We start from the raw sequence: 15,375 nt of genomic DNA on the forward strand, positions 1-15,375 counted from the left end.
AGCGTGTGCGGCGGCAACGAACAGGCGCTGTCGCCCGAGTGCACGCCAGCCTCTTCGATATGTTGCATGATGCCCGCGACATGCACCGAATGGCCATCGCAAAGCGCATCGACATCAACCTCGATTGCGTTGGAAAGATAGCTGTCAAGCAGCACGGGGCTGTCGCCCGAAACGCGCACCGCCTCGCGGATATAGCGCTCTAGCTGCGCGTCATCGCGCACGATTTCCATGGCGCGGCCACCCAGCACATAGGATGGGCGGATCACCAGCGGATACCCAATGCGCCCCGCAATATCAAAGGCTTCGTCGCGCGTGCTGGCAAGCCCGTTGGTGGGTTGAAGAAGCCCGAGGTCGTTCAACAGCTTCTGGAACCGGCGCCGATCTTCTGCAAGGTCGATCGCATCGGGCGATGTGCCAAGGATCGGGATGCCTTCAGCTTCGAGCGCGCGCGCAAGTTTCAGCGGGGTCTGGCCGCCAAACTGCACGATCACGCCGTGCAAGGTGCCGTTTTCCTGCTCGACGCGCAGCACTTCCAAAACATGTTCAAAGGTCAACGGTTCGAAATAGAGGCGGTCCGAGGTGTCATAGTCGGTCGAGACGGTCTCGGGGTTGCAGTTGATCATGATGGTTTCGTAGCCGGTTTTGGTCAGCGCAAAACAGGCGTGGCAGCAGCAATAGTCGAACTCGATGCCCTGGCCGATCCGGTTTGGCCCGCCGCCAAGAATAACCACTTTCTTTGCCCCCGAGGGGCGCGCCTCGCATTCCACCTCGCCCATCGCGGGCACCTCATAGGTCGAATACATATAGGGGGTCTGCGCCTCGAACTCGGCGGCGCAGGTGTCGATGCGCTTGAAAACTGCCTGCACCCCAAGATTGCGCCGCGCGCGCCGCACCTGCGCCTCGTCGCGGCCCGTCAATGTGGCCAGACGGGCGTCGGTAAAGCCCATCATCTTGAGCTTGCGCAGCCCTTCTGCGGTAAGCGGTAGGCCAGAGGCACGTATTTCGGCCTCTTGGTCGATAATTTCTCTTATCCGGGCCAAAAACCACGGATCATAGGCCGTGGTTTGTTGGATTTCTGCATTTGTTAGACCATGCCGCATGGCCTGCGCGATGAGCCGCAGCCGGTCTGGCGTTTGCGCCGCGATCGCCCGCACCACCGCCGATTTTTCGGGTGCGCCTTCGATCTCGATTTCATCAAAGCCGGTCAGCCCGGTTTCCATCGAAGCGAGCGCCTTTTGCACCGACTCGTGAAAACTGCGCCCAATCGCCATGGCTTCGCCCACCGATTTCATGGCGGTGGTCAGCTCGGCCTTGGAGCCGGGGAACTTTTCAAAGGCAAACCGCGGGATCTTGGTCACCACATAGTCGATGGTCGGCTCGAACGAGGCAGGTGTGACCTTGGTGATGTCGTTGTCTAGCTCGTCCAGCGTGTAGCCAACGGCAAGTTTCGCCGCGACCTTGGCTATCGGGAAGCCCGTCGCCTTTGATGCGAGCGCGGAGGAGCGTGACACCCGCGGGTTCATCTCGATCACCACCATGCGTCCGTCCACCGGGTTGATTGCCCATTGAACGTTCGAGCCGCCTGTTTCGACCCCAATCTCGCGCAGCACGGCAATCGAGCCGTTGCGCATGATCTGGTATTCCTTGTCGGTCAGGGTCAGCGCCGGGGCAACGGTGATGCTGTCGCCGGTATGCACACCCATCGGATCAACGTTTTCGATGGCGCAGATGATGATGGCGTTGTCGGCCTTGTCGCGCACCACCTCCATCTCGAACTCTTTCCAGCCCAGAAGCGATTCATCGATCAGAATCTGCGCGGCGGGCGAAGCGTCGAGCCCCGAGCGGCAAATACGCTCGTAATCATCGCGGTTGTAGGCCACGCCGCCACCGGTGCCACCAAGGGTAAAGGCGGGGCGGATGATCGCGGGCAGGCCGACAAAGTCGATCGCCGCAAGGGCTTCGGCAACGCCGGCGTTGATATCGTATTTCCCACTCGGCAATTTCGGCGCAGCGACGATGGTCGCGCGTGGGTTTTCCAGACCAATCCGCTGCATCGCTTCACGAAACAGCTTGCGATCTTCTGCCATTTCAATGGCTTGCCGGTTTGCACCGATCAATTCGACGCCATATTTCTCTAGCACGCCCATATCGGCCAGTGCCAGCGAGGTATTCAGGCCGGTCTGCCCGCCCATCGTTGGCAGCAGCGCATCGGGGCGTTCCTTTTCGATGATCCGGGCCACCACTTCGGGGGTGATCGGCTCGATGTAAGTGGCATCGGCCATTTCCGGATCTGTCATGATCGTGGCGGGGTTCGAGTTCACCAGAATGACCCGGTATCCCTCTTCGCGCAGCGCCTTGCAGGCCTGAGCGCCGGAATAGTCGAACTCGCAGGCCTGCCCGATAACGATGGGCCCCGCGCCGATGATGAGAATGGATCTGATATCGGTTCTCTTCGGCATGATAGTCCTCTTCGGCAGCGCAAATTGACCGCGTTATAGACATGTGCGGCATGGGTGCAAGGCCCGAAGGCCACATCCCGCCGCGGACTGACGGAATCAAACGCCAATTACCGCGCCAATGCTTGACTTCGCCGCGCCGGCGCGGTGTATCGGCGCGAAACCACCGCCTCTGAAAGGGGACGCCCATGCACGCCTATCGCAGCCACACCTGTGGCGATCTGAATGCAACGCACGCCGGGCAGGATGTGCGGCTTTCGGGCTGGGTGCACCGGGTGCGCGATCACGGCGGTGTGCTGTTCATCGACCTGCGCGACCATTACGGCATCACGCAACTGATCTGTGATGGCGACTCGGGCGCGTTCAAGGCGCTTGAGGCCGCGCGCGCGGAATGGGTGATCCGCATCGATGGCAGCGTGAAGCTGCGCGACGCGTCGTTGGTGAACGCCAAGATCCCGACCGGCGAAATCGAAGTGTATGTGCGCGAAATCGAGGTGCTGGGTGCGGCCGATGAACTGCCGCTGCAAGTGTTCGGCGATCAGGAATACCCCGAGGAAACCCGGCTGACCTATCGCTTTCTCGACCTGCGGCGGGAGGGGCTGCACAACCGTATGCTGCTGCGTTCAAATGTCGTGCGGTCTTTGCGTAACCGCATGTGGGCGCAGGGCTTTACCGAATATCAGACGCCGATCATCACGGCATCAAGCCCGGAAGGCGCGCGCGATTTTCTTGTGCCCTCGCGGCTGCACCCCGGCAAGTTCTACGCCTTGCCGCAAGCGCCACAGCAATTCAAGCAGCTGATCATGGTGGCTGGCTTTGATCGCTACTTCCAGATTGCGCCGTGTTTCCGCGACGAAGACCCGCGCGCCGACCGCAGCCCGACCGACTTTTACCAGCTTGACCTCGAAATGAGCTTCGTGACGCAAGAAGATGTGTTTGCGGCCGTGCAACCGGTCATTCAGGGCATTTTTGAAGAGTTCGGCGGCGGGCGAAAAGTCCACGAAGATTGGCCGCAAATCTCTTACAAGGATGCGGCGCTCTGGTATGGCACCGACAAGCCCGACCTGCGCAACCCGATCAAGATGCAGGATGTCAGCGCGCATTTCCGCGACTCGGGCTTTGGCATTTTTGCAAAACTGCTGGAAAACGCTGGCACCGAAGTGCGCGCGATCCCGGCACCTAAGGGTGGTAGCCGCAAGTTCTGCGACCGCATGAACGCATTTGCCCAAAGCCAGGGTTTGCCGGGCATGGGCTATATATTCTGGCGCAAGGCCGAGGATGGGTCCGGCACCGAGGCCGCAGGCCCCATTGCCAAGGCGCTTGGCCCCGAGCGGACCGAGGCGATCCGGGCCCAGCTTGCCTTGGGCGAGGGCGATGCTGCCTTTTTCCTTGGGGGAAAGCCGTCGGTTTTCCAAACGGTTGCGGGCAAGGCACGCACCGAGATCGGGCGTGAACTGGGCCTGACGGACGAAAACAGCTTCCGTTTTGCGTGGATCGTCGATTTCCCGCTTTATCAGCAAGACCCGGAAACCGGCAAATACGACTTCGAGCACAACCCGTTTTCAATGCCGCAAGGCGGGCTGGAGGCGCTATCGGGCGACCCGTTGGATGTGCGTGGCTACCAATACGACTTGGCTTGCAATGGCTATGAGTTGGTTTCCGGCGCGATCCGTAACCACAAGCCCGAGATCATGTTCAAGGCGTTCGAGATTGCGGGCTACCCCGCCTCTGAGGTGGAAAAGCGTTTTGGCGGCATGGTCAAGGCGTTCCACTACGGCGCGCCGCCGCACGGTGGTTGCGCTGCCGGTATTGACCGCATCGTGATGCTGCTGGCGGACGAGATGAACATCCGCGAGGTCATCATGTTCCCGATGAACCAACGCGCGGAAGATCTGATGATGGGCGCGCCCTCGGAGCCTACGAACGAACAGCTCCGCGAATTGCGCCTACGCACCTTGCCAAAGGACTAAGCGCCAAGCCCCGGTGGGGCTGGGGCTTAGCCGCCGAAGGCTTTGACTGCGGTGGCCAGTACCGAAAACGTCAGCGTCAGCGCGCCGAGGCTGAACACGGTCCAGTGCGTGGCGCGGGTCAGACGCTCATTTTCAATGATGCGGCGAAGGTTCTTGGACATGAGTTTCTTCCTTCGTAGAGTTCCGACGCTGCCAGAATTGGTTCCAAATGCGGCAGCATTGCGAAACCGGCGCGCCCATTGCGGGGCATTTGCGCAGGCCAATACGCCGCGCTAGATTTTCGCAAATCGTGTGGAGGTCGATAGTGGCGGAAAAGAATTTCGGGGCAGCCTTGCCAGATTGGAAAGTGCCAGCGCGGCCAGCGCGCGCGCCGCTTTCGGGCCACTACGCGGGGCTGGAACCGCTCGACCCCGCGGGCCACGCGCAGCAGCTTTTCGCGGCCTATAGCGAAGATGCCTCGGTTTGGGACTATCTGCCCTACGGTCCTTTTACGAACGAAGCCGAGTTCAAAAGCTGGCTAAGTGACAAGGTGGCAAGTGCTGACCCTATGTTCTTTGCGGTCCGCGATCTCGAATCCGGGCTGATAGGGGGCATGCTTTCGTTTCTGCGCATCACGCCAGAGGGGGGCAGCATCGAATTGGGGCACATCAATTTTTCGTCCCGCCTGCAACGCCGCCGGGCTGCCACCGAAGCGATGACGCTGGCCATAAATTGGGCCTTTGCGGCGGGCTATCGGCGGTTTGAATGGAAGTGCGATTCGCTGAACCTTGCATCGCGCCGCGCGGCCGCACGGCTAGGGCTGAGCTATGAGGGTGTGTTCAGGCAAGCCACGATCTACAAAGGGCGCAACCGCGACACCGCTTGGTTTGCGGCGATTGATGCCGAATGGCCCGCGCTGCGCGCCGCTTATGACAGCTGGCTTTCGCCCGAAAACTTCACTGCCGAGGGTGAGCAGAAGCAGCGCCTCAGCACGCTGACCCGGCCAGTTCTTGTGTGCCACGATCCGGCGCTTAGCTGAGGCAGCGATACTGCGCATAGATCAAATCGCCGCGGATGCGGTAAGGCGCGCGCGCAGCACCCCTGCCACGTCGGCAATGCGCGCCCTTGTCGGTATGCCTTTTTGGCCAGCCTGCGCCAGTGCCACCGCCGCCGACTCGAGCGCGGGATCATGCGCGCTTCGCGCAATGCCGCCCAGAAAATGCGTGATATAGGCGATCGCATCGGCATCGGGCGCATCTGCCAGCATGGCCGCGGCACGGGCAAGATCATCGCGCAGCGCCAGCGGGTCGGGTGATATGATCGTATCGGTGAGCGTGTGCAGGCCCACAGGCCGCAACCCGGGCGGCAGCGCCGCAAGGATCAGCTGCTGAAACGCCGCAAGGCTTTCAACCGGCTTGGCAAGAAAACCGTCCGCCCCGGCGGCACGCGCCTCTGCCTCTGCCGCCGCATCGCCCGATGTGCCAAGCACCACGGTCCTGCGCGCTGGCTCTGCCACCAGATCAGCAATCAACTTTGCTCCCGACCCGTCAGGAAGGCCGAGATCGACGATGACGACCATGGGGCGATAGGTTTGCAAATGGCGATGGGCCGAACGCAAGCAATCGGCGCGCCGGATCCGCGCGCCAGAGCGCAGGCACAAAAGCCGCATCGCCTCGCTGGCAAAGCGGCTATCCTCGACCACCAGCACCGTTAGCCCCGACAGCGGGCGTTCAGTGCAAGCTGCGCGGCCAGCCAGAAAAGCGGAAAGCTCGTCAACCATCTGCGACCTCCGGGAATCACTTCTGTCGATCAAAGCGCATGAGTGGCTAACCAAGGGTAAACGTTGCCCAGCCGCCCCGCGCGGGCTAATAGAAGGGTGCTCAAGGGGGGGGACGGGATGATCGGCAGGCTGAACCATGTGGCAATCGCGGTGCCTGATCTCGCTGCCGCCGTGGCGCAATATCGCGACACGCTCGGCGCCCATGTGGGTATGCCGCAAGACGAGCCCGCGCACGGCGTGACCGTGGTGTTCATCGAACTTCCCAACACCAAGATCGAACTGCTTTACCCCTTGGGCGAAGCCTCGCCGATTGCAGGGTTTCTGGAAAAGAACCCAGCGGGTGGCATCCACCACATCTGCTACGAAGTCGATGATATCCTTGCCGCGCGCGATCGGCTAAAGGCCGCAGGCGCACGCGTTCTCGGCTCGGGCGAGCCCAAGATCGGCGCACATGGAAAGCCTGTTTTGTTCTTGCATCCCAAAGACTTCAACGGCTGCCTCGTAGAATTGGAGCAGGTCTGATGAACGCCACCGCTGCTGTCGTTCTTTATGCCATGGTTTGGTTTCTGGTGTTTTTCGTGGTGCTGCCGCTGCGCCTCAAGACGCAGGGCGAATCTGGTGAAGTGGTGCCGGGCACCCCTGAATCGGCGCCTTCCCATAGCAGTGTCGGGCGCAAGGCAAAGCTGACAACGCTGATCGCCACGCTGCTATGGGCCGCAATCGCTGGCGTGATCCTGTCGGGTTGGGTGACGTTGAGCGACATCGATTGGTTCGGCCAACTCGACCGCTAACCCAATGGCCCCGGACGCCGCTCTTCCGACAAAAGCACATTGGCCTCAATTTGTCCGATGCCCGGCAGCGTCATGATGCGTCGCCGCAGCACCCGCTCAAAATCAGCGATGTCTCGGGCGATGATGCGCAGGCGGTAATCGAACAGCCCAAGCACATGCTGCACGGTCTGCACTTCGGGAATGGCCGTCGCGGCCCGCTCGAAATCTTCCAATGAAACGCGCCCCTTGGCGGCCAGCTTGATACCGAGGAACACGGTCACGCCAAAGCCGAGCGCTGCCGTGTCAAGCACCAAGCGGCGTCCGCGTAACACGCCCGCCTCTTCCAGCCGTCTGATTCGCCGCCAGGCGGCGGGTTGGCTTAGCCCCAATCCGCGCCCGATTGCGCCAGCGCCTTGCGCCGCATCTTCGGCGAGCGCGCGCAGAATCGCGCGATCGGTATCGTCGAGGTCGATCACAGCGGCACCCCGGAATGGTCCTTGATCGTCGAAATCAACATGAGGGCCGCCGTATCTGCGATATGTGGCAAGGTCAGGATGCGGCTGCGGTAAATGTCATGATAGTGCAACATATCGCGCGCGATGATATTTAGTCGAACGTCGGTCTGCCCCAGAAATGTTTGAATCTCCAAAACTTCTGGCACCTCGCGTGCGGCGGCCAAGAACTCGTCAAATGCTCTTGGGTTGGTTTTGTCCAAGGTAAAGCGCAGGCTGACCTCGACCTCCCAGCCCAGTTTGCGCCAGTCGATCACCGCCTGCTCGCCCTTCAGCACGCCACCCGCCCGCAGCTTTTCCAACCGCCGCCAGCAGGTTGCGGTCGTTACGCCCGCGCGCTCTGCCAGTTCGGCCGTTGGTGCCTCTGGGTCGGCCAGTAGCTGGCGCAGGATCCGACGGTCGGTATCATCAATCTGCATGAAAAATCCAGAAAAAGCGTACTAGGCGAATGACAACTGCCAGAAAGAGCCGAAAAAGTCAAAATATGCGCTGATACTCTGCCCTCGCGGCGTATGTTTGCCCCATCAACTTTGCCTAGGAGGCTTCTATGCGCGTGTATTATGACCGTGACTGCGACATCAATCTGATCAAGGACAAAAAGGTAGCTATCCTTGGCTACGGAAGCCAAGGCCACGCCCATGCGCTGAACCTACGCGATTCGGGTGCGAAAAATGTTGTCGTGGCGCTACGCGAAGGTTCGGCCTCGGCCAAGAAAGCAACCGCCGAAGGCCTGAAAGTCATGGGAATCGCCGAGGCCGCCGCTTGGTGCGACCTGATCATGTTCACCATGCCTGACGAGTTGCAGGCCGCGACCTACAAGAAATACGTCCACGACAACCTGCGCGAAGGTGCCGCGATCGCCTTTGCCCACGGCCTGAACGTGCATTTCGGCCTGATCGAGCCGAAGCCCGGCGTTGACGTCATCATGATGGCACCCAAGGGCCCCGGCCACACCGTGCGCGGCGAGTTTGTGAAGGGCGGCGGTGTGCCCTGCCTTGTTGCCGTGCATCAGGATGCGACCGGCAAGGCGATGGAGCTTGGCCTTTCCTATTGCGCGGGTATCGGTGGCGGCCGCTCGGGCATCATCGAGACCAACTTCCGTCAGGAATGCGAAACCGACCTGTTCGGCGAGCAGGCGGTGCTGTGCGGCGGTCTGGTTGAACTGATCCGCATGGGCTTTGAAACCCTGGTCGAGGCCGGATACGAGCCGGAAATGGCCTATTTCGAATGTCTGCACGAAGTGAAGCTGATCGTAGACCTGATCTACGAAGGCGGCATCGCCAACATGAACTACTCGATCTCGAACACCGCCGAATACGGCGAATACGTCTCGGGCCCGCGCATCCTGCCCTATGCTGAAACCAAGGCTCGCATGAAGGAAGTGCTGACCGATATCCAGACCGGCAAGTTCGTTAGCGAGTTCATGCAGGAAAACGCGGTTGGCCAGCCCTTCTTCAAGGCAACGCGTCGGCGCAACGACGAACACCAGATCGAAAAGGTCGGTGAAAAACTGCGCGCCATGATGCCTTGGATCGCCAAGGGCAAAATGGTCGATCGCGACCGTAACTGATCGAAATCAGATCGAAAACAAGAGGGGTGCCTTCACGGGCACCCCTTTTTGTTGTGAAATGCCATCAGGGGCCAAAGCCCGTGCCTCAGCGTGCACCAAGCCCCGCGCGCATCACCCCGCGTCGCAGCGGCGTTAGCGCGTGCATTGCCGCCAGCGCGCCTGCCCTGAGGTCGCGCAACGGCCGCCCGCCCACCATCGAGGCACGGTTAAGCGTGTCAATCGCCGCCACCCTTGCCGCCACTTCTGGCCAACGGCGGCGCTGATAGGCGGCTAGCATCGCAGCACCACCCAGCCCCGCCGGATCCTGTCGCGCGAGATTTGTAAGGCAGGCGATGTCGGCAAGGCTCATGTTCAGCCCCTGCGCGCCGATCGGCGGCACCACATGCGCCGCCTCGGCGATCAGCGCCACCCGCTCGGCCACGAACCGCCGCGCGATTTGCGCGCTCATCGGCCACAGCGCGCGCTTCGAGGTCAGTGTCAGCGGCCCCAATATGCCGCAAGAACGATCCGCCAACGCCGCCTCGAACTCCGCAACAGGCAGCGCCGCAAGCCGCTCAGCCTCGGGCCCGCGGTCCATCCAGACGATGGCAGAGGCGGGCACCCCGCCGCGGTCAGGCAGCGGCACCAAGGTGAACGGGCCGCCAGAACGGTGAATCTCGGTCGAGACATTCTCATGCGGCACGGGATGTGTAACCGTGAACGCAAGCGCCTTCTGGCCATAGCGAAACTGCCGCAGACCGATGCCCAACGCCTGCCGCACGGGGCTGGCGCGCCCATCGGCGGCTGCCAGCAGCCGCGCCGAAAGCCGCGAATTGTCTGAAAGCACTACTTCGGCCGCACCTTCGCGGGTAAAGACCCGTTGCGTTGCAAGCCCGGGACGAAAGCTGACCCTGCCCATACCCGCCAGATGCGCCACCAGTTCACGCCGGATCAGCCAGTTCGGCAAGTTCCAGCCAAAGGGCTCTGCCGAAATGTCGGCGGCGTCGAAATCGCGCGTAAGGCGCGCTTCCGCACCTTCTGCCTCGATGATCCGCATCACCTGCAGGGGCGCGGCATAGGGCGCAAGCCGCGGCCAAAGCCCGATCTCGCGCAAAAGCGCGACCGAAGGCTGCATCAGCGCGGTTGTGCGCGTGTCAGCGCCCAACGCGGCTTCGGCGGTGATCGGCGGCTCCGGGTCGATGCAGGCGACCGAAAAACCCGCATCGCCAAAGGCGGCTGACGCGACCAGCCCGGCGATGCCACCGCCCGAAATCACAATGTCGAACTGTTCCGTCATGGTTCCCCCTTCGCGCATACATAGGCGCGGCGCGTGGCGCGGCCAAGCCTCAGCGGGCGAGGGCGGTCAGAAAGCCGGCAAGGTCGGCGGTGTGGTGGTGGATATGGGGCAGGGGCACAGGCGTTTCGGCCACGTGCACACAGCGCATGCCCAGACTATACGGCACCACCAGATTGCGTGGATCATCCTCGAACATCGCGGCATGCGCAGGTGAAAGATCAGCCAGGGCAAACACTTGGCGGTATGCGGCAGCATCGGGTTTGGGGTGAAAGTCGGCGTGTTCAACGCCGTAGACACCAGCGAAAAGCCCGCTGAGCCCGCGCGCCTCCAACACCTTTTCGGCATAGGGGGACGAGCCGTTGGTAAATACGAACCGCCTGCCCGGAAGTGCCTCAATACCCGCGCGCAGCGCAGGATCGGGGGTCAGTGCGGCAAAGGAGATTTCGTGCACTTCGGTCAGATAGGGGCCGGGGTCCACGCCATGCTCGCGCATCAGACCCGCCAGCGTGGTGCCATAGGTGAGCCAGTAATGCTTGCGCAGACGGTCCGCCTCGGGCCGCTCGACGCCCAATGACGCCATGACAAAATCGGTCATGCGCACTTCGATCTGTTCGAACAGGCGCGCCGAGGGCGGGTAAAGGGTATTGTCGAGGTCAAAGACCCAATCGGTGACATGTGCGAAATCAGATGCTGGCATGGCGCGAACCCTAGCGGGGCCAACCCATGCCCGCAAGCGCCGCATTCGGCTTGTCAGCAGACCGCCGCCCGGCATAGGCTCCTGCGCCAATAAGACGGGACACGCGTGATGCAGAAAGACGCCTATACCTTGATCCTTGAGGCGATTGACGCTGGGGTCTATCGGCCGGGCGATCGGTTGGTTGAAAGCGAATTGGCCGAACGGCTTGGCGTATCGCGCACGCCGGTGCGCGAGGCGTTGCAGCGGCTGGAAACGCAGTCGATGCTGGCGCGCGACGGGCGCAGCCTGATCGTCGCATCGCTCGACCATAACCAACTGGCAGAGCTTTATGTGGTGCGAGCCGAGCTTGAGGGGCTTGCGGCGCGTCTTGCAGCACGCCACGCCTCGCCAGAAGAAGTGCAGGTGCTCAGCGATATGGTGGCTGAAGACCGTGCTTGTCTGGGCGATCCACTGGCGCTGGCGCGCGCCAACAAGCGCTTTCACCGCCAGATCCATCTTGCCTCGCACAACCGCTATCTGGTCGCGCAATTGGATCTTGTGCACCGCTCGATGGCGCTACTGGCCACGACATCGCTGGCAGCCGAGGGGCGCGGCGAAACGGCGCTGGCTGAGCATCAGGCGATCGTCGATGCAATTGCGGCAGGCGATAGTGATGCCGCGCAGGCCGCCTTGCGCGCGCATATCTCCAAAGCCTTTGAAACACGGCTGAAGCTTGACGCCGCAGGCATTGGTCGGCTGCGCGGCTAGATGCGGCGGTCTTTCTGGGTTCAACCTTGCGCGACAAGCGGGTTTTCCAATACCGCTTGGGGCTGATCGTATAGCCCGTGTGTGGTCTTATCCCAATAGAAGGGCCGCGCCACGACCTCGTAAATCGCTTTCCACGCAGCCAGCGCACCCAGCGGGAAATAGAGGTTCAGCAGCGGTAGCCAAGGCCAGAGGTGGCGATGCGCGCCCCCCCGAACTGCCCAAGCGGCGATGCCAAGCGTGATCGCCTCTGCACTCAGGAACAGTGTCGTCATCGCGGTAATGCCGCCATCGCCCACCAGCCCGCGCAAAGGGTGGCCAAACCCAAGCGCCAGCACCCCCAAAAGCCAAAGCACAGGTGCCAATAGAAACTGTGCCAAGGTGCCAAGAAACAGCACCTGAAACCCAAAGAATCGCCACGAGCCAAGCTGGCGCCAAAGCAGCACCGGGTCGCGCATGTGTACGCCCCAGGTCATCGCATAACCCTTAAGCCAACGAGAGCGTTGCCGCACCCAAGGCAATGCGCGGCAGTTCGCTTCTTCATGCGTGACAGAGGGGATCAGTTCGGTACGATAGCCATGGCGGGCAAGGCGGATGCCAAGATCGGCGTCTTCGGTGACGTTATACGCATCCCACCCCCCCAGTGCCTCAATCGCGGCGCGGCGGAAGAATAGCGTCGTGCCACCCAGCGGCACCACCAGCCCCAGCCGCGCAAGGCCCGGCAACATAGCGCGAAACCATGCCGCATATTCGGCGGTGAAGCAGCGCGCCAGCCAGTTGGTGCGCGGGTTGTAGTAGTCAAGTATGCCTTGCAGGCAGGCCACTTCGGGGCCTCGCTCGTGAAAGCGGCGAACAACGACGTGTATCTGGTCAGCGTCGGGCGCATCTTCGGCGTCATAGACCCCAACGATGCTGCCCTTGCAAAAATTGAGTGCGAAATTGAGTGCGCGCGGTTTAGTGCGGATCGGTCCGTCAGGCACCACGATCACCCGTGCCCAGTGCGGCAACCGGGTGGAGGCCAGCACTGCGCGGGTTTCGGTGTCCACCTCTTCGACAACCAGCAGCACGTCCAGCAATTCGCGCGGATAGCTTAGTCGCGCCAGTCGCCGCAGAAGCCGCCCCGAGATGTTGGTTTCCTTGAATAACGGCACCATCAAAGAAACCGCCGGCAACCGCGCAATGGCAGGGGGCGCGAGCAGCGCGCATCTGCGCGCGCGCGCGCCGCCAATCAACTCGGCGCCAAACGCCGCCAGTTTCAATGCCGAACCCAGCGCCAGTGTCAGCACAGCGCAGAAGGTCAGCACCGCAAAGCTTGCCGTCGGCACCAGCCACAGTGCCGAAACCGCCGCCACTAGCATGACCCATGCACACTGCCGGATGCGCGGCCCATTGATCGTGCGGCAGCTTTCGGCAGGTGCCACCAACGCCTCTGCCCGGCGGATCATCGCGGTCTGCCGCCGTGCCAAGATCGCTGCATGAATGGATGTTTCCGAAGCGATGACCATTGCATAGGGCTCCAGCACCTCGGGCAGGCTATCGCGCAGGCGTGAGAAATCTTCGGGGCGCGAGGTCGCAATGATCGTGCAGCCAGCAACCCGCCGCCAAGGCAACATGCCCGCTCTGAGGCAGGCTTCAGCACCGATTCGGTCGATCAGGCGTGGATCGGGCAAATCGCGGCGCGGGTCGATTACCGTAGCGTGCCATTGCGCTGCAAGCGCGGCCATCAGATCTGCCTCTTTGACCCAGCCATGGGCCAGCAATATATCGCCCAGCCGAACGTCTTGCCGCTGTCGCAGGGCCAGCGCCTTAAGCAGGTTTCCCGGCGCAATGGCCTGCATCTCTAGCAGAATCTGGCCCAATGGTCGCCGCTTGGCCAAGTTGGCGGCGGGCCCGGGTATGCCGTGTTTTTCGCGCGGCACCGGTGCGAGTTGCCGCGGTATCAACACGGGGCGCGGCAGAGGTGCAGGGGCGAGTGTGGGCATCGGGAAGCCGGGTTTGCAAGCGACCCTGCCACTCAATCGACACTAGGTTAATGATCGGTTAACCACGACAGCCAATCCTGCGCCGCGATCTGGGTTCACACCGCGCGGCGCAACCGCATCGCTTCGGTGAAACGCTCGAACAGATAAACGCTGTCCTGCGGGCCCGGACTGGCTTCAGGGTGGTATTGCACCGAGAATACCGGGCGGTCAGCCATGCGGATACCGCAGTTCGAGCCGTCGAACAGGCTTACATGGGTTTCCATAACGCCTTCGGGCAAGGTCTGGCTATCAACCGCAAACCCGTGGTTCATCGAGGTGATCTCGACCTTGCCGGTCTCGATATCCTTCACCGGGTGGTTTGCACCGTGATGGCCGTGGTTCATCTTGATGGTCTTGGCACCCAGCGCCAACGCCAGCATCTGATGGCCAAGGCAGATGCCGAACAACGGCAGATCGGCCGCCAATATGCCCTGAATCATCGGCACCGCGTAGACGCCCGTCGCCGCCGGGTCGCCCGGGCCGTTTGAAAGAAACACGCCTTCAGGGTTAAGCGCCAAAACGTCTTCGGCGGTGGCGCTGGCGGGCAGCACGGTCACTTCGCAGCCGCTAGAGGCAAGGCAACGCAGGATGTTGCGCTTTGCACCGTAGTCGATGGCAACCACCCGCAGCCCCGGCCCTTCGCGGCGGGTATAACCGTCGGGCCAGGCCCAACGCATTTCATCCCAGCGGTAGCTTTGTGCGCAGGTTACATCCTTGGCGAGGTCGAGGCCGACAAGCCCGGTCCATTTGCGGGCCTTGGCGACAAGCGCCTCCACATCAAACTTTCCGTCGGGGTCATGCGCCAGCGCTGCGTGCGGCGCACCCTGCTGCCTGATCGCGCGCGTAAGGCGCCGGGTGTCGATGCCACCCACGCCGATCCGGCCCTGTCGTTGCATCCAGTCGATCAGGTCACTTGTCGCGCGCCAGTTGGAAGGTTCGCTCGGATCCCATTTGACCACCATGCCTGCTGCAACCGGCTGTGCTGACTCGTCATCTTCGGCGGTCACGCCGACATTGCCGATATGCGGAAAGGTGAAGGTGACGATCTGCCCGGCGTAAGACGGGTCTGTCATGATTTCCTGATAGCCGGTCATGGCGGTGTTGAACACCAGTTCAGCGACCGTGACGCCAGTGGCACCAAAGCCACGCCCGAAGAACACCGATCCATCGGCAAGAGCGATACAGGCGGTCGGTTTATCGGAAGGCACAGGGCGTGCGAGCATGGGCGACTCTCCGCGGCAGGATTCGGGTGAACCTAAAGGCGGGCCGCGTTGCGGTCAAGGGTCAGACGAGGAATGTCTTTGTTAACTATTTCAATACGTTAGTTTGGTTGTGCCTGTCAGCACAATCCGCTATGGTGGGGCTCTGTGCGGCGGTAGGGATACATCATGGACATGCGCGATCGGATCTCGGAAGCATTGAAAGCGGCGATGCGTGCTAAATCGGCAGAACGGCTTTCGACGCTGCGCCTCATCAACGCCGCCATCAAGGACCGCGAGATTGCAGCGCGCGGCGAACCCGACGGCGGCACCGTGGGCGATGCCGAGATTCTTGGCATCATGGCGCGAATGATCAAGCAGCGAAACGAAAGCATGCGCGC

Annotated in this window: 16 protein-coding genes; 7 read left to right on the plus strand and 9 right to left on the minus strand. The window is 61.9% G+C overall.

Annotation, left to right across the window (positions count from 1 at the left end):
* The coding region (carB, locus tag ABY403_RS05345; RefSeq protein WP_372839640.1) for a carbamoyl-phosphate synthase large subunit at positions 1-2,459 on the minus strand (2,459 nt) is incomplete at its 3' end.
* A gap of 185 nt (positions 2,460-2,644) precedes the next feature.
* Here carB and aspS point away from each other — a divergent pair.
* Positions 2,645-4,426 (plus strand): aspartate--tRNA ligase, encoded by a 1,782-nt coding sequence (gene aspS / locus ABY403_RS05350; RefSeq protein ID WP_372839641.1) that lies wholly within the window; start codon positions 2,645-2,647, stop codon positions 4,424-4,426.
* Between the two features lie 26 nt (positions 4,427-4,452).
* Here aspS and ABY403_RS05355 read toward each other — a convergent pair whose 3' ends face one another.
* Positions 4,453-4,587 carry a hypothetical protein gene (locus ABY403_RS05355; protein ID WP_372839643.1) on the minus strand — a complete coding sequence of 45 codons (135 nt, stop codon included), beginning with the start codon at positions 4,585-4,587 and terminating at the stop codon, positions 4,453-4,455.
* A gap of 140 nt (positions 4,588-4,727) precedes the next feature.
* Between ABY403_RS05355 and ABY403_RS05360 the strand changes: the two genes are divergently transcribed.
* The gene (locus tag ABY403_RS05360; protein WP_372839662.1) at positions 4,728-5,444 is read left to right on the plus strand and encodes a GNAT family N-acetyltransferase; all 717 of its coding nucleotides are present in this window, start codon (positions 4,728-4,730) and stop codon (positions 5,442-5,444) included.
* Between the two features lie 21 nt (positions 5,445-5,465).
* Here ABY403_RS05360 and ABY403_RS05365 read toward each other — a convergent pair whose 3' ends face one another.
* Positions 5,466-6,185 (minus strand): two-component system response regulator, encoded by a 720-nt coding sequence (locus tag ABY403_RS05365; protein WP_372839644.1) that lies wholly within the window; start codon positions 6,183-6,185, stop codon positions 5,466-5,468.
* 117 nt (positions 6,186-6,302) lie between these two features.
* Here ABY403_RS05365 and mce point away from each other — a divergent pair, with 117 nt between their 5' ends.
* Positions 6,303-6,707, plus strand: coding sequence for a methylmalonyl-CoA epimerase (gene mce / locus ABY403_RS05370; protein ID WP_372839646.1), 405 nt, complete (start codon positions 6,303-6,305; stop codon positions 6,705-6,707).
* Complete coding sequence (locus tag ABY403_RS05375) at positions 6,707-6,976, plus strand: DUF1467 family protein (RefSeq protein WP_372839648.1); 270 nt, start codon at positions 6,707-6,709, stop codon at positions 6,974-6,976. Before mce ends, ABY403_RS05375 begins: the two co-directional genes overlap by 1 nt.
* Here ABY403_RS05375 and ABY403_RS05380 read toward each other — a convergent pair.
* Complete coding sequence (locus tag ABY403_RS05380) at positions 6,973-7,431, minus strand: Lrp/AsnC family transcriptional regulator (RefSeq protein WP_372839649.1); 459 nt, start codon at positions 7,429-7,431, stop codon at positions 6,973-6,975. The two genes, ABY403_RS05375 and ABY403_RS05380, sit on opposite strands and share 4 nt — an antisense overlap.
* Complete coding sequence (locus ABY403_RS05385) at positions 7,428-7,886, minus strand: Lrp/AsnC family transcriptional regulator (protein ID WP_372839651.1); 459 nt, start codon at positions 7,884-7,886, stop codon at positions 7,428-7,430. Before ABY403_RS05385 ends, ABY403_RS05380 begins: the two co-directional genes overlap by 4 nt.
* 128 nt (positions 7,887-8,014) lie before the next feature.
* Here ABY403_RS05385 and ilvC point away from each other — a divergent pair, with 128 nt between their 5' ends.
* Positions 8,015-9,037, plus strand: a complete 1,023-nt coding sequence (ilvC, locus tag ABY403_RS05390; RefSeq protein WP_372839653.1) for a ketol-acid reductoisomerase — start codon at positions 8,015-8,017, stop codon at positions 9,035-9,037.
* A gap of 85 nt (positions 9,038-9,122) precedes the next feature.
* Here ilvC and ABY403_RS05395 read toward each other — a convergent pair whose 3' ends face one another.
* Together ABY403_RS05395 and ABY403_RS05400 are read right to left on the minus strand one after the other, a co-directional pair.
* Positions 9,123-10,313: a UbiH/UbiF family hydroxylase gene (locus tag ABY403_RS05395; RefSeq protein WP_372839654.1), complete on the minus strand. Its 1,191-nt coding sequence runs from the start codon at positions 10,311-10,313 to the stop codon at positions 9,123-9,125.
* A 49-nt stretch (positions 10,314-10,362) separates the two neighbouring features.
* Positions 10,363-11,010: a pyrimidine 5'-nucleotidase gene (locus ABY403_RS05400; RefSeq protein WP_372839656.1), complete on the minus strand. Its 648-nt coding sequence runs from the start codon at positions 11,008-11,010 to the stop codon at positions 10,363-10,365.
* A gap of 108 nt (positions 11,011-11,118) precedes the next feature.
* Here ABY403_RS05400 and ABY403_RS05405 point away from each other — a divergent pair, with 108 nt between their 5' ends.
* Positions 11,119-11,757: a GntR family transcriptional regulator gene (locus ABY403_RS05405; protein WP_372839664.1), complete on the plus strand. Its 639-nt coding sequence runs from the start codon at positions 11,119-11,121 to the stop codon at positions 11,755-11,757.
* 20 nt (positions 11,758-11,777) lie between these two features.
* Here the strand turns inward: ABY403_RS05405 and ABY403_RS05410 are convergent, their stop codons facing one another.
* Together ABY403_RS05410 and carA are read right to left on the minus strand one after the other, a co-directional pair.
* Positions 11,778-13,736, minus strand: a complete 1,959-nt coding sequence (locus ABY403_RS05410) for a glycosyltransferase (RefSeq protein ID WP_372839658.1) — start codon at positions 13,734-13,736, stop codon at positions 11,778-11,780.
* Between the two features lie 95 nt (positions 13,737-13,831).
* Positions 13,832-14,998, minus strand: coding sequence for a glutamine-hydrolyzing carbamoyl-phosphate synthase small subunit (gene carA, locus ABY403_RS05415; protein WP_372839659.1), 1,167 nt, complete (start codon positions 14,996-14,998; stop codon positions 13,832-13,834).
* A 165-nt stretch (positions 14,999-15,163) separates the two neighbouring features.
* On the opposite strand from carA, the gene ABY403_RS05420 reads away from it, so the two are divergent.
* Positions 15,164-15,375, plus strand: a 212-nt coding sequence (locus tag ABY403_RS05420) for a GatB/YqeY domain-containing protein (RefSeq protein ID WP_372839661.1), incomplete at its 3' end; no start/stop codon positions are given.

This window comes from Phaeovulum sp. (genome assembly GCF_041596715.1).
Taxonomy (GTDB): Bacteria; Pseudomonadota; Alphaproteobacteria; order Rhodobacterales; family Rhodobacteraceae; genus UBA6213.

What these genes read in the sequence shown, in the direction of transcription:
- ABY403_RS05365 (WP_372839644.1), bottom strand. Translation starts at nt 6,185, where the DNA reads ATGGTTGACGAGCTTTCCGCTTTTCTGGCTGGCCGCGCAGCTTGCACT.
- ABY403_RS05395 (WP_372839654.1), bottom strand. Translation starts at nt 10,313, where the DNA reads ATGACGGAACAGTTCGACATTGTGATTTCGGGCGGTGGCATCGCCGGG.
- ilvC (WP_372839653.1), top strand. Translation starts at nt 8,015, where the DNA reads ATGCGCGTGTATTATGACCGTGACTGCGACATCAATCTGATCAAGGAC.
- ABY403_RS05385 (WP_372839651.1), bottom strand. Translation starts at nt 7,886, where the DNA reads ATGCAGATTGATGATACCGACCGTCGGATCCTGCGCCAGCTACTGGCC.
- ABY403_RS05375 (WP_372839648.1), top strand. Translation starts at nt 6,707, where the DNA reads ATGAACGCCACCGCTGCTGTCGTTCTTTATGCCATGGTTTGGTTTCTG.
- aspS (WP_372839641.1), top strand. Translation starts at nt 2,645, where the DNA reads ATGCACGCCTATCGCAGCCACACCTGTGGCGATCTGAATGCAACGCAC.
- mce (WP_372839646.1), top strand. Translation starts at nt 6,303, where the DNA reads ATGATCGGCAGGCTGAACCATGTGGCAATCGCGGTGCCTGATCTCGCT.
- ABY403_RS05355 (WP_372839643.1), bottom strand. Translation starts at nt 4,587, where the DNA reads ATGTCCAAGAACCTTCGCCGCATCATTGAAAATGAGCGTCTGACCCGC.
- ABY403_RS05405 (WP_372839664.1), top strand. Translation starts at nt 11,119, where the DNA reads ATGCAGAAAGACGCCTATACCTTGATCCTTGAGGCGATTGACGCTGGG.
- ABY403_RS05400 (WP_372839656.1), bottom strand. Translation starts at nt 11,010, where the DNA reads ATGCCAGCATCTGATTTCGCACATGTCACCGATTGGGTCTTTGACCTC.
- carA (WP_372839659.1), bottom strand. Translation starts at nt 14,998, where the DNA reads ATGCTCGCACGCCCTGTGCCTTCCGATAAACCGACCGCCTGTATCGCT.
- ABY403_RS05410 (WP_372839658.1), bottom strand. Translation starts at nt 13,736, where the DNA reads ATGCCCACACTCGCCCCTGCACCTCTGCCGCGCCCCGTGTTGATACCG.